The sequence below is a fragment of the Streptomyces sp. NPDC030296 genome (assembly GCF_055572815.1).
The window spans coordinates 1-19,113 of the sequence record NZ_JBVICQ010000027.1 but is presented as its reverse complement, the minus strand read 5'-3'; the positions used below and the strand labels follow the sequence as shown (position 1 = coordinate 19,113).

Genomic DNA, 19,113 nt, shown 5'->3' with positions numbered 1-19,113 from the left:
GGCCCGAACCATCCACCCGGAACGGCCGGTCATCGCGCGGTGCGAGCCCCGAGCCACCCACACGAGGGACTCTCGCCCACAGCGGAACGATCGGCCGGCCTCCGGGCGTTGGCACGGGAAGAACGACGGGGGTGGCTATGACACGCGCGAGCCGGACGGACGGCGGTACGCACACGGACACGGACCCGGGGCGCCACGCGGCATCCGGGCACCGCGTGCCGCAGCCGCGCCTCGACAGGACCGGTCTGCCCTCCTGGCTGGACCCGGTCGTCCGCGCCGTCGAGACCGTCCAGCCGCTGCAACTGAGCCGCTTCCTGCCGCCGGAGAACGGCTCGGGCCGGCAGTCCGCGGTCCTCATCCTGTTCGGCGAGGGCGACCGCGGCCCCGAGCTGCTGCTGATGGAGCGCGCCGGTTCCCTCCGGTCGCACGCCGGACAGCCGTCCTTCCCGGGCGGCGCCCTCGACCCCGAGGACGGCGACCCGCAGACCGACGGCCCCCTGCGGGCCGCGCTCCGCGAGGCCGAGGAGGAGACCGGCCTCGATCCGCGGGGTGTCCAGATCTTCGGTGTGCTGCCGAAGCTGTACATCCCGGTGAGCGGCTTCGTCGTGACGCCCGTGCTGGGCTGGTGGCGCGAGCCGAGCCCGGTCCGCGTCGTCGATCCCAACGAGACGGCACGCGTCTTCACCGTTCCCGTGGCGGATCTCACGGATCCCGCCCATCGCGCCACCACCGTCCACCCCAGCGGCCACAAGGGTCCGGCATTTCTGGTCGAATCGGCACTCGTGTGGGGTTTCACGGCAGGAGTGATCGACCGCCTGCTGCACTACTCGGGCTGGGAGCGCCCCTGGGACAGGGGGAAGCAGGTCCCGCTCGACTGGCGCTCATGACAGGGTGTCTGCCGTGCCGCGTCTCGTGGGGAGCGTCCCGTCCCCCGGTCGCCGTGCGGCGGGCCGTACTCCGGGCCGACCTGTAGTGATCGCGAAGTGACGAGGCGAGGCTTGAAGCGGTGAACGTGCTGGACATCCTGTTGCTGGTCGCCGCCGTCTGGTTCGCGATCGTCGGCTTCCGCCAGGGCTTCGTCGTCGGCATCCTGTCGGTGATCGGTTTCCTGGGCGGCGGCCTCGTCGCCGTCTACACCCTCCCGGTCATCTGGGACTGGATGACCGACAACTCCGAGGTCAGCACGGCGGCCGCCGTCGTCGCGGTGGTCGTCGTGATCGTCTGCGCCTCCGTCGGCCAGGCCCTCACCACCCACCTCGGCAACAAGCTGCGCCGGTACATCACCTGGTCCCCGGCCCGCGCCCTGGACGCCACCGGCGGCGCCCTCGTCAACGTGGTGGCGATGCTCCTGGTCGCCTGGCTGATCGGTTCCGCGCTCGCGGGCACGACGTTGCCCACGCTCGGCAAGGAGGTCCGCAACTCCAAGGTGCTGCAGGGCGTGGCCCGGGCCCTGCCCAACCAGGCGGACACCTGGTTCGCGGACTTCTCCTCGGTCCTCGCGCAGAACGGTTTCCCGCAGGTCTTCAGCCCGTTCGCCAACGAACAGATCACCGACGTCCAGCCCCCCGACCCCGCGCTCGCCGACAGCCCGGTCGCCCAGCGCGCCAAGCGGTCCATCGTCAAGGTGATGGGCACCGCCGAGAGCTGCGGCAAGGTCCTCGAAGGCACCGGCTTCGTCTTCGACGAGCGCCGTGTGATGACCAACGCGCACGTGGTCGGCGGAGTCGACGAACCCACCGTCCAGATAGGGGGCGAGGGCCGCAAGTACGACGCCAAGGTCGTCCTCTACGACTGGGAGCGCGACATCGCCGTCCTGGACGTGCCGGACCTGAACGCGCCGGTGCTGCGGTTCACCGCCGACGACGCCGTCAGCGGCGACAACGCGATCGTCGCCGGCTACCCGGAGAACGGCGCGTACGACGTCCGCCCCGCGCGCGTGCGTGGTCGCATCACGGCCAACGGCCCCGACATCTACCACCGGGGCACGGTCCGCCGTGACGTCTACTCGCTGTACGCGACGGTCCGCCAGGGCAACTCCGGCGGACCGCTGCTCACGCCCGAAGGCAGGGTGTACGGCGTGGTCTTCGCGAAGTCCCTCGACGACCCCAACACCGGCTACGCGCTCACCGCGGACGAGATCAAGGAGGACATCGTCCAGGGGCGTACGGCCAACCAGCAGGTGGACAGCGACAGCTGCGCGCTCTGAGGGCGCCTCAGGGCCGGGGGTGGCGCAGGCGGGCCGAGACCCAGCGGGCCCGGCGGCGCAGGATCAACGGAATGCCCAGCCGGGGGTCCGCGTCCGGGTCGGTGCCCGGCCCCTGCGGGGTGCCCCTCTGGTGGGAGCTCAGGCCTGCGGCCGAGCGGCGATTGCGTGCTGCGTCACTGTAGTCGTGCGTCCAGCCCATACCCCGACGTGTGCCCCCGCCCCAAGGTCAGTAACCTCCCCCGCGCCCCCCAATCGGCCTATGCGCCGGGCAAGTGGCTGCCCCTGGAACAGGTGTTCATGTTCGGCTGGCGGGGCGGGCTCAGGTGGCGGGTTCAGCGGACAGGCTCAGCGGTCGGGTTCGGGGTCCTTCAGCCAGTTGATGAGTTCCGACGAGAACGCCACCGGGTCCTCCTCGTGCGGGAAGTGCCCGAGTCCGTCGAACAGCCGCCAGCGGTACGGGGCTTCGACGTACTCCCCGGAGCCCGCCGCGCTGCGTGTGCGCATCACCGGGTCGAGTGAACCGTGCAGATGGAGTGTCGGCACGCGCACCGGCCGCTTCATGCGCCGGTTGAACTGGATGCCGTCGGGGCGGGCGAGGGAGCGCACCATCCACCGGTACGGCTCGATCGAGCAGTGCGCCGTCGACGGGATGCAGATCGCCCGCCGGTACGCCTCCACGGCCTCGTCGTCGGGCAGTCGGGGTCCCGACCACTCCCTGATCAGCCGGCCCACCAGGGCACCGTCGTCCGCGGTCAGCTGCCGCTCGGGGATCCAGGGCCGCTGGAAGCCCCAGATGTAGGACCCGGCGGCGGTCTGCTTGACGTCCGACAGCATCGCCGAGCGCCAGCGTCTCGGGTGCGGCATCGAGGAGACCGCGAGGCGTCGCACGAGCTTGGGGCGCATCACGGCCGCCGTCCACGCCAGATAGCCGCCGAGGTCGTGCCCGACCAGCGCGGCGTCGGGCTCGCCGAGGGACCGGACGACGCCCGTGATGTCCAGGGCGAGGTTGGCCGGGTCGTAGCCGCGGGGCGTACGGTCGCTGCCGCCGACGCCGCGCAGATCCATGGCGACGGCGCGGAACCCGGCGTCGGCGAGCGCGACCAGCTGGTGCCGCCAGGTCCACCAGAACTGCGGGAAGCCGTGCAGCAGCATCACCAGCGGCCCGTCGCCGACTTCGGCGATGTGGAAGCGGGCACCGTTGGCGGCCACGTCCCGGTGGATCACCTCTTTCGCGCCGGGCACGTCGAGTCGTACGACCGAGGCGGGCTGGCCGGAGGCGGCTGAGGTGGCGGGGTCCGTCATGAGGTCGAGCGTGCCACAGCGTCGACGCCGCCGTCGGTCCGGGCGGGCCGGCGGGGGTGCGGCTTGGCGTTCTGGAGCACTCCGGCGGTCTGCTTCATGGACGCGGCGACCTTCTGCGGGCCCTGCCCCTTCTTGGCCTTCTTCGAGAAGGCGACACCGATGAGCGCCAGGACGACGGCGACCAGCACGTTCGCCGCGAACGACAGAAGGAAGCAGATCGCCAGGTTCCAGTCGCTCCAGGTGCGGATGCCGTACGCCAGTGCGAAGCTGAGCATCGGCAGGGAGAAGATCAGCACCGCGCCGGCCGCCGTGAACGCCCCGCCGCCGACCAGACCGCGCTTGACGTCCTGCCTGAGCTGGGCCTTCGCCAGCGCGATCTCGTCGTGCACCAGTGCGGACATCTCGGCCGTCGCCGAGGCGAACAGCTGGCCGACACTGCGTTCGGCACCGACCGGGCTGCCGTCGGGTGCGCTCATCGGGGTCTCCCTCATCTGCGTCCGGAAGCGCCCCCGCCCCGTACGGGCCTCGGCTCGAAGGCCGCGTCGTACGGTGCCGGGGGCGCCCTGCGTTTTGTACGGTCCTGTCAGATCATGCCGGACCGTCGTCCCCGTCGCCTGCCCCGCCCGCCACTTCGGCAAGCCTGCGGTGCTCGGCGGCCTTGCGTTCGTAGATCTCGGCCATGCGCAGGTGGTACGCCGGGTCGTCCTGTTCGTAGATGTCGGGGATGCCGTCGCGGTCCTCGTCGCGGTGCTCCTCGGCCCACAGTGCCTGGTACTTCGCGTTGCGCAGCTTCAGCAGGACGGTCGCCAGGAGCGCCGCGATGAGCGACCCCGTGAGCACGGCCGCCTTGACGCCGTCGGTGAGCGCCGGGTCGCCCTCGAAGGCGAGTTCACCGATGAGCAGCGACACGGTGAAGCCGATCCCGGCGAGGGAGGAGACGGCGAAGACGTCGGGCCAGACGAGGTCCTCGGAGAGGGAGGCCCGGGTGAAGCGGGCGGTCAGCCAGGTCCCGCCGAAGATGCCGACCGCCTTGCCGATGACCAGCCCGAGCACCACGCCGAGCGTCTCCGGCTGGGTGAACACCTTCCCCAGCGCCCCGCCCGACACCGTGACACCCGCGCTGAACAGGGCGAACAGCGGCACGGCCAGCCCCGCCGAGAGGGGCCGCACGAGGTGCTCGACGCGCTCGCCGGGGGAGTGTTCCTCACCCTCGTTCCGGGTGCAGCGCAGCATCAGGCCCATCGCGACACCGGCGATGGTGGCGTGGACACCGCTGTTGTACATCAGCCCCCAGACGACGACGGCGAGCGGAACGTACACGTACCACCCGCGCACCCCCTTCCTGAGCAGCAGCCAGAAGAGGGCGAGGCCCGCGAAGGCGCCACCGAGCGCCGCGAAGTCGAGGCCGTCGGTGAAGAAGATCGCGATGATCAGGATCGCGAAGAGGTCGTCGACGACGGCGAGGGTGAGCAGGAACGCGCGCAGCGCGGAGGGCAGCCAGGTTCCGATGACGGCCAGCACGGCGAGCGCGAACGCGATGTCGGTGGCCGTGGGCACGGCCCAGCCGGCGAGCGATCCGCCGCCGCCGATGTTGGTGAGGATGTAGACGAGCGCCGGTACGGCCATGCCGCACAGGGCGGCGACCACGGGCAGCACGGCTGCCTTGGGGTCCCGGAGGTCACCGGCGACGAGTTCGCGCTTGAGTTCGATGCCGGCGACGAAGAAGAAGATCGCGAGGAGTCCGTCGGCGGCCCAGTGGGCGACGGAGAGGTTCAGGCCGAGGGCCTCGGGCCCGAAGTGGAAGTCGCTGACGCTCTCGTAACCGCTGTGCAGGGCGGGGACGTTCGCCCAGACCAGCGCGGTGACGGCGGCGAGGAGCAGCAGCACACCGCCGACGGTCTCCGTGCGCAGCGCGTCCGCCACGTAGGTCCGCTCGGGCAGGGAGAGCCGGTCGAGGATCTTCCGGGCGGGGGTGGGGCGGGATGCGGCCACGGCGGGGACCTCCGGTCGAGGGCAGGACGGAACGCTCGCCGACCAGACTTCCCGGCACACCTGATTGCTTAGTCTACCTAAGGGCACGGCTCGGGGCACCTGGTGCGTCGATCACCGGGTGCCCCTCAGGACGTACCTCATCTTCGGCCCCTCGACGGGGGGCCACCTGGCCACCGCCCGGCCTCGACGGGGCGGCGGCCACCCGGCCACCGCCCCTACGCGGGTTCAGCCCTCGATGAACGCGATCTCAGTCCTCGCTGGGCGCCGCCGGCAGCTTGGTCTGGATGAGGTCCATGACCGTGGAGTCCGTGAGTGTGGTGACGTCGCCGAGCTGACGGTTCTCCGCCACGTCACGCAGCAGGCGCCGCATGATCTTGCCGGAGCGGGTCTTCGGCAGCTCCGCCACCGGCAGGATCCGCTTGGGCTTGGCGATCGGGCCGAGGGTCGCGCCGACATGGTCGCGCAGCTCGCCGACCAGGGTCTCGGTCTCGGCCGCCGTGCCGCGCAGGATGACGAAGGCGACGATGGCCTGCCCGGTGGTCTCGTCGGCTGCGCCGACCACGGCCGCCTCCGCGACGGACGGGTGCGAGACGAGCGCGGACTCCACCTCGGTGGTGGAGATGTTGTGGCCGGAGACCAGCATGACGTCGTCGACGCGGCCGAGGAGCCAGATGTCCCCGTCGTCGTCCTTCTTCGCCCCGTCACCGGCGAAGTACTTGCCGTCGAACCGCGACCAGTAGGTGTCGAGAAAGCGCTGGTCGTCGCCCCAGATGGTGCGCAGCATCGACGGCCACGGCTCGGTGAGCACCAGATAGCCGCCACCGCCGTTGGGCACCTCGTTCGCCTCGTCGTCCACGACGGTCGCGGCGATGCCCGGCAGTGGCCGCTGCGCGGAGCCCGGCTTGGTCTCGGTGACGCCCGGCAGCGGGGAGATCATCATCGCGCCGGTCTCGGTCTGCCACCAGGTGTCCACGATGGGCGTGCGGTCCGCGCCGATGTGCTTGCGGTACCAGATCCACGCCTCGGGGTTGATCGGCTCGCCCACCGAGCCCAGGACGCGCAGGCTGCTCAGGTCGAACTTCGCGGGGATGTCGTCGCCCCACTTCATGAACGTGCGGATGGCCGTGGGCGCCGTGTACAGGATGGTCACGCCGTACTTCTGCACGATCTCCCAGAAGCGCCCCTGGTGCGGGGTGTCGGGCGTGCCCTCGTACATGACCTGGCTCGCGCCGTTCGCCAGCGGTCCGTAGACGATGTACGAGTGGCCGGTGACCCAGCCGACATCGGCCGTGCACCAGTACACGTCCGTCTCCGGCTTGAGGTCGAAGACGGCGTGGTGCGTGTACGCCGTCTGGGTGAGGTAGCCGCCGGAGGTGTGCAGGATGCCCTTCGGCTTACCGGTGGTGCCCGATGTGTACAGGATGAACAGCGGGTGCTCGGCCCCGAACGCCTGCGGCGTGTGCTCGGCGGACTGCCGGTCGACGATGTCGTGCCACCACACGTCGCGGCCGTCGGTCCAGGCGACGTCCTGGCCGGTGCGGCGGACGACGAGGACGTGCTCGATGGTGCCCGCCTTCGCGACCGCGTCGTCCACGGCCGGCTTGAGCGCGGAGGGCTTGCCGCGCCGGTAGCCGCCGTCGGCGGTGATGACGACCTTGGCGTCGGCGTCCTGGATGCGGGTCGCGAGGGCGTCCGCGGAGAAGCCGCCGAAGACGACGGAATGCGCGGCGCCGATGCGGGCGCACGCGAGCATCGCCACGGCGGTCTCGGGAATCATCGGCATGTAGACGGCGACCCGGTCACCGGCCTGGACGCCCAGCTCCAGCAGGGCGTTCGCCGCTTTGCTCACCTCGTCCTTGAGTTCGGCGTAGGTGATGGCCCGGCTGTCCCCGGGCTCGCCCTCGAAGTGGATGGCGACCCGGTCGCCGTGGCCGGCCTCGACATGGCGGTCGACGCAGTTGTACGCCACGTTGAGCTCGCCGTCCTGGAACCACTTGGCGAACGGCGGGTTCGACCAGTCCAGGGTCTCCGTCGGCTCCTTGGCCCAGGTCAGCCGCCGGGCCTGAGCCGCCCAGAAACCGAGCCTGTCAGCCTTGGCCTGGTCGTACGCCTCTGACGTGACGTTGGCGTTCGCCGCCAGGTCACCGGGCGGCGCGAAGCGTCGCTCCTCCTTCAAGAGGTTGGCCAGGCTTTCGTTGCTCACGACATCTCCCTCGCGGTGCTTTGCCGGGCGACCGTTGTGTCCCAGGCCACAGCTCATCAGACCCGGACCCCCCATGACAAGGGCCTTCCCGGGATTGGTTTAGACCTGTGGGCGGGTGGCCCCACGCGCGTGGGGCCACCCGTTGTCACGGACCGGCGGGAGAAACGGTTCAGACGCGCGTGTCGTGCAGAACCGTCCCCTTCGCCCCTGCCTCTCCCGTCGTTCCGGCCACTCGGTCGAAGACGCCGCTGTCCGGGGCGTCCTCCGTGAGCAGGTAGGCCTGGGCCTCGCCCACGTGGAAGTACATGCCGTGCAGTTCGAGGGTGCCCTCACGCAGGGCGCGCTCGACGCACTCGTGCGCTCGCAGATGCGTCAACTGCTGGACGACGTTGGTCAGGCACAGTTGCTCGACCGCGTCGGCCGGCTCGCGTCCGGCGATACGCGCCCAGGGCCGGTTCTTGTCGGTGGCGCGCTCCAGGCTGGGCAGGCCGTGCCGAAGCCATCGTCTGAGAGGGGTCTGGGAGCCGCGGGGGTCGGTGGTGAGCAGGGCCTGCATCGCACCGCAACCGGAGTGCCCGCAAACGGTGATGGACCGCACCTTCAGCACCTCCACCGCGTACTCGATGGCCGCAGCCACCGAGTCGTCGGCGCTCTCCTCGCCCGGCATGGGCACCAGGTTCCCGACATTGCGTACGACGAAGAGGTCACCGGGGCCGCTGGACGTGATCATCGAGGTGACGAGCCGGGAGTCGGCGCAGGTGAGGAAGAGTTGCGAGGGCTGCTGGCCCTCCCGCGCCAGCCGTGCCAGCTCGCGGCGCACCAGGGGAGCGGTGTTGGTCTGGAACGCGCTGATCCCGCGGGCCAGCTGATGGCTGCTCGGCCCTTCGTCCGGCTCCTCGGCCGGGCTGCCGGCGGGGGCGGGTGCCGGGGTCGCGCACTGGTGGTTGCGCCATGCCGTCCAGGGCCGGCAGCGGCAGCCGGCCGCGGAGCTGCCCGCGGGTTCGGCGATCCGGGTCCCGGCGCGTCCGGTGATCTCCACGGAGCCCCCACGTGCGCGGTGGGCGTGCTGCCAGTCCTGGAGGGACTCGTACGCCGCGTGGTCCATGAACGACCCGTCCAGCTCCACCACCGTCTCGGCACCCTGCGGGACCTGGTGCAGGGCACGGCTGAGCCGGGGCACGGCGAGGAACGTCAACTGACCCCGGACATGGACGTGGTGGACCCCGTCCTTCTCCTCGTGGGTGATGCGGGTGCGGGTGAGGCGGTGCAGGGCCACGCCGACGGCCACGGCGATGCCGAGCGTGACGCCTTCCAGCACCCCGAGGAGGACGACCCCGAGGGTCGTGGCCGCGTAGACGAGCACCTCTCGGTGGCGGGTGACCGTGCGGATGTGGTGCAGGGACACCATCTGGAGCCCGACGGCCATCACCAGCGCGGCGAGCGACGCGAGGGGGATCAACTCCAGGGCGGGGACCAGGAACAGCGCGGCCGCCACCACCCAGACGCCGTGCAGCATCGTGGAGTTCCGGCTGACGGCGCCGGCGCGGACGTTGGCCGTGCTGCGGACGGCGACGCCGGCGATGGGCAGGCCCCCGAGGGCTCCGGAGATGACGTTGGCCGCGCCCTGGCCGCGCAGCTCGCGGTCGAGGTCCGAGCGCCGTACGTCGGTCCGGCCCGCCGCCAGCTTGTCCATGGCGACGGCACCGAGCAGCGACTGCACGCTGCACACCAGGGTCGTGGTGAGGACGGCGGCGACCAGGCCGAGCACGGGACCTTCGGGCAGCCCGGCCAGGGCGTGGCTGCGCCAGGACGGCAGTTCGACCTTGGGCAGGCTGAGTCCGGCGAGCGCGGCGGCCGCCGTGGCGCCCGCGACGGCGACGAGGGCGGCCGGCACGCTGCGCAGCCGCCGGCCGACGGGGCCGGGGAGCCGGGGCCAGGCGAACAGCAGGGCGAGGGTGAGCGCGCTCATGGAGACGGCGGCGGGGTGCAGATGCGCCAACTGGGCCGGCAGCGCGCCGACGTTGTCGAGGACGGCGCTCTGCGGGGTGCCGCCGAGCACGATGTGCAGCTGGGCGACGGCGATGGTGACTCCGATGCCGGCGAGCATGCCGTGCACGATCGCGGGGCTCACGGCGAGCGCGGAGCGGGCCACGCGCAGCTGCGCCAGGCCCAGTTGGGAGAGCCCGGCGAGCACGGTGATGGCGCAGGTGGTGCGCCAGCCGTACTGGTGGATGAGGTCGGCGGTGACGACGGTCAGACCGGCGGCCGGGCCGCTGACCTGGAGTGGTGAGCCGCCGAGGCGTCCGGCGACGAGCCCCCCGACGGCGGCGGCGACGAGGCCGGCCTGGAGGGGTGCGCCGGTGGCCAGGGCGATGCCCAGGGACAGGGGAAGGGCGATCAGGAAGACCGCGATGGACGCGGACACATCGGCGCCCGCGACGCGGAACCGGCGGGGTCCCTCGGGCGGGCTGTGCGGTTGGTGCTCGGACTCCGCCCGATGCGGGCTGGAGTCGGGGGCGTGGGTGGGGACGCAGGCGGACATGTTTCCCGTCTCCTCCGGGGCTGCGCGGTCGCGGAACAGGTGGTCCCCCCGCTTGGGCGGGGGGCGGGTCGCGGCCGTGGGTCACGGCGTACAGCGGCGGGATTTCTCAACGCTCAGTAAATGAATCGTAATGCAGAGTAAAGGTCACGCAAGGACATTCGCGGCAAATGGGTGATCGGATCACTCGGGAGGATGAATCAGGCATTTCTTCGGCTTGTCATATTAATTTGATCGGCTCTCTGTGTGATCTTGGCCCCTCTGCCCCTGAGCAAAGGAAGAAGGTGGGCGGAACATGGCCGTCACCCAGAGGATCGCCGTCGGCGTGACACTCGCCGCGACCTGCGCCGCGGCGCTCGCCGGCTGTGGCTCCGGCGACACGGGCGCCGCCGGTTCGGCCGGCGCGAGCAACACCTGGAAGGAAGGCATGCAGGGCGCGCGCGGCGGCAAGGAGGCGGCGCCCCGAGTGGAGGGGGGCGCTCCCGCCCCGCCCAAGGCCGCGGTGCGGCTCATCGGCGACGGGTCCACCGCGTACACCGGCACCCAGCCGCATCTGCCCAGGCCGGAACGGTTGAAGCCCGGTCAGAAGCCTCCGCAGTTCGTGGTGTTCTCCTGGGACGGCGCCGGCGAGGACAGCCAGCGCCTCTTCTCACACTTCCGCGAGGTGGCCCGCGCCAACAACGCGACCATGACGTACTTCCTGAGCGGCGTGTACATGCTCCCGGAGGAGAAGCGGGACCTCTACCGTCCGCCGCAGCACTCGCCGGGCCGCTCCGACATCGGCTTCAACGATGTCCGCGGCATCAAGGACACCGTGGAACAGCTGCGCGGAGCCTGGCTTGAGGGCAACGAGATCGGCACCCACTTCAACGGCCACTTCTGCGGCAAGGGCGGCGGGGTCGGCGAATGGTCGGTCGAGGACTGGAAGAGCGAGATCGCCCAGGCCAAGTCCTTCGTGAAGGAATGGAAGACCAACACGGGCACCGGCAAGGCCGAACCGCTGCCCTTCGACTACGACAGGGAGCTGATCGGCGCCCGTACCCCCTGCCTGGAGGGCCAGACCAACTTCATGCGGGCCGCCCGCGAACTGGGCTTCCGCTACGACACCAGCGGCGTGAGGGACCAGGTCTGGCCCGAGAAGAAGGACGGCCTGTGGGACCTGTCGATGCAACTGGTCCCGATGCCCGGCCGCGCCTTCGAGACGCTGACCATGGACTACAACTTCTACGTCAACCAGTCCGGTGCCCGTGCGGGCTCCGAGGCCAAGCGGCAGTACTGGGGCGACCAGTTCCGGGACGGGCTGCTCGCCGGCTTCGAACGCGCCTACGCGGGCAACCGCGCGCCCCTGATCATCGGCAACCACTTCGAGTCATGGAACGGCGGCATCTATATGCGGGCCGTCGAGGAGACCATCAAGACCGTCTGCGGCAAGCCGGACGTGCGCTGCGTCTCCTTCCGGCAGCTCGTCGACTGGCTCGACGCCCAGGACCCGGAGGTCCTGGACAAGCTGCGCACCCTCGGTGTCGGCCAGGCCCCGAAGGAGGGCTGGGACGCGTTTTCGGCGAGTGGGCCGGCGCCCGCCCCCGAGGAGGCCCCGGGTGCCCGGACGGGCCAACCGAAGTAGCGGACGGCCGCGAGCCGTGGGTCAGACCGCGGCCGCGAGCTGCTCGCCGAGGACGAAGCCGGGGTCGATCTGCGACGCCAGGTCGGCCCCGGTCCGCTCATTGCCCCAACCGCTCGCGTTCTTCAGATGGAAGTGCACCATCTGACGGGTGTAGCGCTCCCAGTCGCGCAGCTCGTACGTGGCGTCCGCCGCCTCGTGCAGGGCGCGCAGCGCGCGGCGGTTGGACTCCTCCAGATGCTCGAAGCGGGGCGGGCGGCCCTTCTCCAGGGCGCGCACCCAGTCCGAGTGGCCGACGGTGACCAGCAGGTCGTCCCCGATCTCGGCGTGGAGGAAGTCGAGGTCGTCGTCGCCCCGCACCTTGTTGCCGATGACCTTCAGGGCGACGCCGTAGTCACCGGCGTACTCCTTGTACTGGCGGTAGACGGAGACTCCCCTCCGGGTCGGTTCGGCGACGAGGAACGTCATGTCGAAGCGGGTGAACATGCCGGACGCGAAGGAGTCCGAACCGGCCGTCATGTCGACCACCACGTACTCGTCGCGGCCGTCCACCAGGTGGTTCAGGAACAGCTCCACCGCTCCCGTCTTGGAGTGGTAGCAGGCGACCCCCAGGTCGGAGTCGGTGAAGGGGCCGGTGACCATCAAACGGATGGCCCCGCCGTCGAGTTCCACCGGCCGGGCGCAGGCGTCGTAGATCGGGTTGGGGTCGCAGATCCGCACCAGCCGGGAGCCCTCGCCGGGCGGTGTCGTCTTGATCATCGTCTCGGCGGAGGTGATCCGAGGGTTGGAACCGCGGAGATGGTTCTTGATCAGCGAGAGCCGCTCGCCCATCGCCGGAAGCTCCGCGGCCTCCGACTCGTCCAGCCCCAGAGCGGGTCCCAGGTGCTGGTTGATGTCCGCGTCGATGGCGACGACCGGGGCCCCGGACGCGGCGAGATGGCGGATGAACAGGGAGGACAGCGTGGTCTTGCCACTCCCGCCCTTCCCGACGAAAGCAATTTTCATGTTCACCAACGGTAGTCGGATGATCGCCGACGGTGCGTCGACCGAAGGGAAGACCACTCCTTCGAGGGGTCGGCGGCAGAGGCGCGTAGGGTCGTACTCATGAGTACGACAGGTGCGACCGCCGATCCGCTCGCGGCCCTCGCCGAGCTTCCCGGCGTGGCCGAGTCCGTGGAGTCCGTACGCAAGGCCGTGGACCGGGTCTACGGCCACCGAGTCATGCGGCGGCGCAGCAACGCGGTCACCTCCGAGGCCGCCCTGCGCGGCGCGCGCGGCTCGGCCGCGCTGTCCGGCGCCGACTGGGCGCTCGAAGAGGTGCGACGGCGCAGCGACTTCAGCGGGCAGGGGGGTGACGGCGAGGCGCGCACCGTGGGCGCCGCGCTGCGGCTGACAGCCGAGGCCGGGCAACTGCTGTCCATCTGGCGGCAGTCGCCCCTGCGGGTGCTGGCCCGGCTGCACCTGGTGGCGGCCGGCGAGGACCACGCGCGCGTGGGGCGTCCCCGCCAGGACGGCGAACCGGTCGACGAGCCCCTCGTGGAGCTGCCGTTGCCGAGCGCGGCGGAGGTCTCCGGCCGTCTCGACGGCCTCGCCGAGCTGATCATCCGGGGCAGTGCGGCGCCCGCCCTGGTCACGGCGGCCGTCGTGCACGGCGAGCTGGTCGCCGTGCGGCCCTTCGGCTTCCACAACGGCCTCGTCGCGCGCGCGGCCGAGCGGATCGTCCTGATCGGCAGCGGCCTCGACCCCAAGTCGGTCTGCCCGGCGGAGGTCGGTCACGCGGAACTCGGCCGCGCCGCCTATCTCGCCGCGCTGGACGGCTACGTCTCCGGCACCCCGGAGGGAATGGCCGCCTGGATCGCCCACTGCGGCAGGGCGATCGAACTGGGTGCGCGCGAGTCGACGGCGGTGTGTGAGGCACTGCAGCGCGGAGCGGCGTAGAAACCGCCGGAAATAAGTTGCGGCGGTACGAGAATTCGTACCGCCGCTGGCATGTCCACCGGGTTACCAAGCGTCCTCGATATGTGCCCATCAGGTCGGGAACTTGTGCCCGTCACCTGGTGCGGCTGGCCCGTAATCGACGGGTCGACGTCGCGTGGGTGCCCAGTGTTCATGCTAGGTCCGTGGGGCCAAAATGAGTTATTAAAGGTGATCCTCTCGGACGTCCTTTGGTCTCGCGGGCCTTGAATCCTTTCTACTCCACGACCGGAGCAAGTGGAACCCCTCGCTGTGCTTCTTTACTTTTGCCTGCAAAGAGGGTGAATCGGCCCTGGTCATCCGGCGTGGGTCAGGCGGTCGCCACCCGGCGCCGACTCGCGTACCAGACGAGTCCCGCGGTGGCCGCCGCCGCACCTATGGCCGCCGCCGCGAGGAGCGCGGGCCGGGGCCGGACGGCGAACCGCTGCTTCAGTCGCACCGGGCGGTGGAAGTCCAGAATCGGCCACCCGCGCGCGAGGGCCTCCCTGCGGAGCGTCCGGTCCGGGTTGACCGCGTGCGGGTGCCCCACGGCCTCCAGCATCGGCAGGTCCGTCGCCGAGTCGCTGTACGCGTAGCAGTGCGCCAGGTCGTACTCCTCCGACTCAGCCAGTTCCCGGATCGCCTCGGCCTTGGTCGGGCCGTACGCGTAGTACTCCACCTCGCCGGTGAAGCAGCCGTCGTCACCGACGACCATCCGGGTCGCCACCACACGGTCCGCGCCGAGCAGCTCGCCGATCGGCTCGACGACCTCGGCGCCGGACGTGGAGACGATCACGACGTCCCGCCCGGCGGTGTGATGCTCCTCGATCAGGGAGGCGGCCTCGTCGTAGATGATCGGATCGATCAGATCGTGAAGGGTCTCGGCGACTATGTCCTTCACTTGTTGGACGTTCCAGCCCCGGCACAGCGCGGAGAGGTACTTCCGCATCCGCTCCATCTGGTCGTGGTCGGCGCCGCCCGCGAGGAACACGAACTGGGTGTACGCGGTCCGCAGGGCGGCCCTGCGGTTGATCAGACCGCCTTGGTAGAACGACTTGCTGAACGTGAGCGTGCTCGACTTCGCAATGACCGTCTTGTCCAGGTCAAAGAAGGCCGCTGTGCGGGGCAAGGAGTGGTTATCCACGGGGCTGAGCATATGCGCCCGCCATTCGGGCTAGTGTGGGGCGCGTGGGTTTGCCTGAGAAGGCTCTCGGGTACACCATGGAAGTCACGGATCGTTCGCGACCGTGCTAACCCGGTCCGACTCCTCCCCCCCCCCCGAGTCGGCCGTGGGGACGACCCCCGCTCTCCCCCCCGGCGGGGGTCGTCGCATGTCCGGATACTTTTTCCCTCCTCTTCTGCCGCCCGCGAGGCCGCCCTGTGTCCTCGCGGGCATTTCTCTGTCCTCCCATAGGAATCGTCACTTTCCGTAGTCATCGCGCTGCGCTGTGGGGGCCGTGCGGGTCTCGCCTGTCCGGGTGACGGCGATATTCACAACGGTCGGGTCGTCCACAGTTTTCGACCAAGATCCACACGATTTCCGGGATCGCTGCACCGTGATTCCAGGGCGTCCGACGGCGGCGAGTTCCTGGCCGGTCCGGTTTCTCGGGCGTCGTCGGCCGGTTTTCGCCGACCGCTCATTCGGCGGCCCACGGCCGGCACTTCACACAGGACTTGAACACGGGCGTCCAGGACACGGGCGGGGCCGACGAGCGCCGAGGCGCGGCCTCGCGCACCGTCCCGGACGCGGCGAAGGGGGATGGAGATCATGGCGGGAGCCATCACCGACGACCGGCGGCCGGCCGGCGACGGGCGGCAGGGCAGGCCGCTGATCGTCACCGAGGACGTGGACCTCCTGGACGACCTGCTGCGCCTGTGCGCGGCCGCCGGCGCCAGACCCGAGGTCCACCACGGTGTGCCGGAGGGCCGGGGCCGCTGGGAGGCGGCACCGCTCGTACTCGTCGGCGACGACGCCGCGCGGCGCCTGCGCGGAGCCGTCCGCCGACGGGGGGTCGTGCTCATCGGGAAGGACCAGGACGACTCCGGGGTCTGGCAGCGTGCCGTGCAGATCGGCGCCGACCATGTGCTGATGCTGCCCGACGGCGAGCAATGGCTCGTCGACCGCATCGCCGATGTCGCCGAAGGGGTCGGCAGGCCCGCGCTCACCGTCGGTGTGATCGGAGGGCGCGGCGGCGCCGGGGCGTCCACCCTGGCCTGCGCGCTCGCCGTGACCTCGGCGCGGCAGGGCAGGCGCACCCTCCTCGTCGACGCCGATCCACTGGGCGGCGGTCTCGACGTGCTCCTCGGCGGGGAGAACGCCGAAGGGCTGCGCTGGCCCGCGTTCGCGGCCTCGCGCGGCAGGGTCGGCGGCGGTGCCCTGGAGGAGTCCCTTCCCGAACTGCACTCCCTGCGGGTCCTCAGCTGGGACCGGGGCGACTCCGTCGCCATCCCGCCCCAGGCCGTGCGCGCGGTCCTCGCCGCCGGCCGGCGGCGCGGCGGGGCGGTCGTCGTCGACCTGCCGCGCCGCATCGACGAAGGCGTCGCCGAGGCCCTCGCCCAGATCGACATCGGCCTGCTGGTGGTCCCCGCCGAGCTGCGTGCCGTCGCGGCCGCCTCCCGGGTCGCCTCAGCCTTCGGCATGGTCCTGCGCGACCTGCGCGTGGCGGTCCGGGGCCCGTACGCGCCGGGCCTCGACGACCAGGACATCGCCCGCCTCCTCGGCCTGCCACTCGCCGGCGAGGTCCCCGCCGAACCGGACCTCCACGACACCGCGAAACCACCGGGAGGCATCGCCCGCGGCCCTTTGGCCCGCTTCTGCGAGGGCTTCTGGGAGCGGGTGGCCGTGGGGAGCGAGGCGGCGTGAACGCGGGAGCGGCGGGAGTCGGGCGCCCGATGTGGGGCGCCGGACGGCGGTGTCAGGGCCCTGGCCGGCGGCTCGGGCGCGGGACGACGTGGAGCGGAGGTGAGGGCGGGTGAGCGGGGTGCTCGACGACGGGCTTCTGGACGGTGTGCGGCAGTGGCTCGTCGAGAGCGGGGCAGAGCCGACACCTGCCCGCGTGGCGCAGGCGCTGCGGGAGCGAGGCCGGGTGCTCGGCGACGCCGAGGTGCTCGGGGCGGCCGAGCGGTTGCGGTCGGAGCTGGTCGGGAGCGGACCGCTGGAGCCGCTGCTCGCCGATCCGTCGGTCACCGACGTGCTGGTGTCGGCACCCGACCGGGTGTGGGTGGACCGCGGTGGCGGCCTGGAGCTGACCGGGATCTCCTTCCCGGACGCGGCTGCCGTACGGCGGCTCGCCCAGCGCCTGGCGGCCGTCGCCGGACGCCGCCTCGACGACGCCCGGCCGTGGGTCGACGCGCGGCTCCCCGACGGCACCCGTCTCCACGCGGTACTGCCCCCGGTGGCGGTGGGCTCCACCTGCCTGTCCCTGCGGGTCGTCCGACCACGGGCGTTCACGCTCGACGAACTGGCGGCGGCGGGCACGGTGCCGCCGGGCGGCGACCGGGTGCTGCGGGCACTGATCCGCGCCCGGCTGTCGTACGTCATCAGCGGCGGCACGGGCACCGGCAACCCCAATATCTATCTATAACGCCTTTCCGTAATGGTCACGTGGCGTTACATCGAGCCGACGTCTTCTGCTCCTCGTAGGCGTAGTCCGGGCGATGTCACGAGAAGGCAAAACCCGCAGGTCGGGTTGCTTTGTTTGTAAATCCTGGTGTCACTTACGGTGCTTTGGTTCCTTTCGCTTAGCCGATCTCGGAGCAAGTGCGTATCGTCCTCCCCGCCGAAGGAGTCATCAGCCCCCTCTTCAGGGGCAGTTCGTTGTGTCCCGGTGCATCCAGGACGACGTCGGCAGGGTGACCTGCCCGGATGTTTTCGAACCGGCCGAGGAAGGCTTTGCCGTCGTCGGTGCTGAGGCGCATCCCGCGCTGACTCCGAACTGTCGAGCGGAGTTGGTTCTATGAAATGGCTAGCGATGATCATGAAGGAAAAGGAACGGACGGTCCGGGAGACCTTGGACGGGAATGCCCGGACCGCCCGCTACATCGCCATCCTGCTGACACGAGCTTTGATCGTTAGCGCCATCGCGGCACTGACGATCATCGCGTTCGTGGTCTGGCAGCTGGTCTGATCCTTGCCGGGATCAGTGCTACTCGCAGGGGCGCTCCCCACTGTAGTCGCGGGTCTCCGCGTCGTACTGCACGGTGGAGTGCCTCTGCTCGGGGCCCCGATCGGGAGACGCGTGCCGGTCGGGGCCTGGTCCCGCCCACCCCCAGGAACTCACGGGGTGCAGGGGCGGGCGGGGGTCAGCGGCGCTTCTTCGTGCGCTTCTTGGCCTTGTACGCCTGCCACAGATCGGTCGCCGTCGGGCAGTGGATCTGCCCGTACCCGCAGTCCGCGCATCCGGTCAGGTGGTTGATGAACATCCCGTACTCGTCCTCGCCAGGAAGCTGGTCCGGCACGCGCAGCGGACGCAGGCCGCGGACTGTGGGTCGAGACGCTTTGCTCATGGCTGGTCCCCAATCGGTGTGAGCCGGTGCTTCTGTCGGCAGGAGGCGCAGGCGAAGAGGTCGCCGCCGAAGCCCGTGCCCTGCTCGACGGCCTGTACCAGGCGGATGGTGTCGCTGAGTCCGTTGTGCCAGTGGCACCAGCCGATCGCCCGGACGGGGCGTGCGCCGGAGTTGCCCTGGTGCTGCGGTGGTTCGTTCACTGCGTGCCCCCTAGTTGCGCCCACAGCCCGCACTCGTCGGTCGTCATCCCGGACTGGGCTGCGAGCCCGCTGACGATGAGCCAGCCGGGGCCGTGGCTGTAGATCAGGGGGATCGGGTCGGTGCCGCGGGCGGTGATGCGGATGCGGGGGCCGGCGGTGGAGAGGGTCATCTCGATGACGTCGGCCCCGGTGCCGAGCACGGACACGAAGAGTTCGTGCGCGATCTGCGGGGCGTCGGGGTGGCGGACGCGGCCAGCGGTCCACAGCCGGACGTGGGTCGCTTCGATCGGTAAGCCCTTGAATGGCTTTTGCCACGTATGACCGGACTCGGGCATGGCTGACCCCCGCAATCCCTGGTTATCTGAGTACAGGTAGTGCTTATCTGTACTCAGATTGTCGTCGAGATTGGCGCCGGTCAAGCGGGACGGGAGAGTATGTGTACTCAGATTGACTCGATCATTCGAAGTGGGGGTGTCTCGGTGGCACAGCCCGAGTACCTGCGAATCGCCGCCGACCTGCGGCGACGCATCTCCTCCGGCGAGTACGGACCAGGCGACCAGATCCCCACACTCCCCGCCCTGTGCCGCGAGT

General features: G+C 70.7%; 17 protein-coding genes and 1 pseudogene. 7 read left to right on the top strand and 11 right to left on the bottom strand.

Annotated features, from left to right (window positions below):
- Positions 1 to 137: 137 nt before the first annotated feature.
- Positions 138 to 887 carry an NUDIX hydrolase gene (locus ACZ4Z3_RS39940; protein WP_468505664.1) on the top strand — a complete coding sequence of 250 codons (750 nt, stop codon included), beginning with the start codon at positions 138 to 140 and terminating at the stop codon, positions 885 to 887.
- A gap of 119 nt (positions 888 to 1,006) precedes the next feature.
- Entirely contained in the window at positions 1,007 to 2,206 is a 1,200-nt protein-coding gene (locus ACZ4Z3_RS39935) for a MarP family serine protease (RefSeq protein WP_468505663.1), read from the top strand.
- Between the two features lie 7 nt (positions 2,207 to 2,213).
- Here ACZ4Z3_RS39935 and ACZ4Z3_RS39930 read toward each other — a convergent pair whose 3' ends face one another.
- The 6 genes from ACZ4Z3_RS39930 to ACZ4Z3_RS39905 all read right to left on the bottom strand — a co-directional run bounded on the left by ACZ4Z3_RS39930 (position 2,214) and on the right by ACZ4Z3_RS39905 (position 10,245).
- Entirely contained in the window at positions 2,214 to 2,405 is a 192-nt protein-coding gene (locus ACZ4Z3_RS39930) for a hypothetical protein (RefSeq protein ID WP_468505662.1), read from the bottom strand.
- A gap of 146 nt (positions 2,406 to 2,551) precedes the next feature.
- Positions 2,552 to 3,508 carry an alpha/beta fold hydrolase gene (locus ACZ4Z3_RS39925; RefSeq protein WP_055712413.1) on the bottom strand — a complete coding sequence of 319 codons (957 nt, stop codon included), beginning with the start codon at positions 3,506 to 3,508 and terminating at the stop codon, positions 2,552 to 2,554.
- Positions 3,505 to 3,984, bottom strand: coding sequence for a phage holin family protein (locus ACZ4Z3_RS39920; RefSeq protein ID WP_468505661.1), 480 nt, complete (start codon positions 3,982 to 3,984; stop codon positions 3,505 to 3,507). Before ACZ4Z3_RS39920 ends, ACZ4Z3_RS39925 begins: the two co-directional genes overlap by 4 nt.
- Positions 3,985 to 4,096: 112 nt before the next feature.
- Positions 4,097 to 5,500 (bottom strand): Na+/H+ antiporter NhaA, encoded by a 1,404-nt coding sequence (nhaA, locus tag ACZ4Z3_RS39915; RefSeq protein WP_468505660.1) that lies wholly within the window; start codon positions 5,498 to 5,500, stop codon positions 4,097 to 4,099.
- 247 nt (positions 5,501 to 5,747) lie between these two features.
- Positions 5,748 to 7,703, bottom strand: coding sequence for an acetate--CoA ligase (gene acs, locus ACZ4Z3_RS39910; protein WP_468505659.1), 1,956 nt, complete (start codon positions 7,701 to 7,703; stop codon positions 5,748 to 5,750).
- A gap of 169 nt (positions 7,704 to 7,872) precedes the next feature.
- On the bottom strand, positions 7,873 to 10,245 hold the full coding sequence (locus ACZ4Z3_RS39905; protein ID WP_468505658.1) for a SulP family inorganic anion transporter: 2,373 nt from the start codon (positions 10,243 to 10,245) through the stop codon (positions 7,873 to 7,875).
- Between the two features lie 292 nt (positions 10,246 to 10,537).
- Between ACZ4Z3_RS39905 and ACZ4Z3_RS39900 the strand changes: the two genes are divergently transcribed.
- Positions 10,538 to 11,866 (top strand): polysaccharide deacetylase family protein, encoded by a 1,329-nt coding sequence (locus ACZ4Z3_RS39900; RefSeq protein WP_468505657.1) that lies wholly within the window; start codon positions 10,538 to 10,540, stop codon positions 11,864 to 11,866.
- Positions 11,867 to 11,887: 21 nt separating this feature from the next.
- On the opposite strand, the gene ACZ4Z3_RS39895 is transcribed toward ACZ4Z3_RS39900, so the two are convergent.
- Positions 11,888 to 12,868: an ATP-binding protein gene (locus tag ACZ4Z3_RS39895; RefSeq protein WP_468505656.1), complete on the bottom strand. Its 981-nt coding sequence runs from the start codon at positions 12,866 to 12,868 to the stop codon at positions 11,888 to 11,890.
- Between the two features lie 99 nt (positions 12,869 to 12,967).
- On the opposite strand from ACZ4Z3_RS39895, the gene ACZ4Z3_RS39890 reads away from it, so the two are divergent.
- Complete coding sequence (locus tag ACZ4Z3_RS39890) at positions 12,968 to 13,801, top strand: Fic family protein (protein WP_468505655.1); 834 nt, start codon at positions 12,968 to 12,970, stop codon at positions 13,799 to 13,801.
- A 346-nt stretch (positions 13,802 to 14,147) separates the two neighbouring features.
- Here ACZ4Z3_RS39890 and ACZ4Z3_RS39885 read toward each other — a convergent pair whose 3' ends face one another.
- Entirely contained in the window at positions 14,148 to 14,972 is an 825-nt protein-coding gene (locus tag ACZ4Z3_RS39885; RefSeq protein WP_468505654.1) for an HAD family hydrolase, read from the bottom strand.
- Positions 14,973 to 15,584: 612 nt separating this feature from the next.
- On the opposite strand from ACZ4Z3_RS39885, the gene ssd reads away from it, so the two are divergent.
- The 3 genes and pseudogenes from ssd (at position 15,585) to ACZ4Z3_RS39870 (ending at position 17,943) form a co-directional block, all read left to right on the top strand.
- Complete coding sequence (gene ssd, locus ACZ4Z3_RS39880; protein ID WP_468505653.1) at positions 15,585 to 16,679, top strand: septum site-determining protein Ssd; 1,095 nt, start codon at positions 15,585 to 15,587, stop codon at positions 16,677 to 16,679.
- 109 nt (positions 16,680 to 16,788) lie between these two features.
- Positions 16,789 to 17,391: pseudogene (locus ACZ4Z3_RS39875) on the top strand (ATPase, T2SS/T4P/T4SS family); the annotation flags it as partial.
- 396 nt (positions 17,392 to 17,787) lie between these two features.
- A complete protein-coding gene (locus ACZ4Z3_RS39870; RefSeq protein ID WP_468505652.1) occupies positions 17,788 to 17,943 on the top strand; it encodes a hypothetical protein in 156 nt (51 codons plus the stop codon).
- Between the two features lie 175 nt (positions 17,944 to 18,118).
- Here the strand turns inward: ACZ4Z3_RS39870 and ACZ4Z3_RS39865 are convergent, their stop codons facing one another.
- From ACZ4Z3_RS39865 to ACZ4Z3_RS39855, 3 genes are read right to left on the bottom strand one after another with little or no spacing between them, the layout of a single operon-like run.
- Entirely contained in the window at positions 18,119 to 18,322 is a 204-nt protein-coding gene (locus ACZ4Z3_RS39865) for a hypothetical protein (protein WP_468505651.1), read from the bottom strand.
- Entirely contained in the window at positions 18,319 to 18,522 is a 204-nt protein-coding gene (locus ACZ4Z3_RS39860) for a hypothetical protein (protein WP_468505650.1), read from the bottom strand. The genes ACZ4Z3_RS39865 and ACZ4Z3_RS39860 overlap by 4 nt, the downstream gene beginning before the upstream one ends.
- On the bottom strand, positions 18,519 to 18,941 hold the full coding sequence (locus ACZ4Z3_RS39855) for a hypothetical protein (protein WP_468505649.1): 423 nt from the start codon (positions 18,939 to 18,941) through the stop codon (positions 18,519 to 18,521). Before ACZ4Z3_RS39855 ends, ACZ4Z3_RS39860 begins: the two co-directional genes overlap by 4 nt.
- Positions 18,942 to 19,113 lie beyond the last annotated feature (172 nt).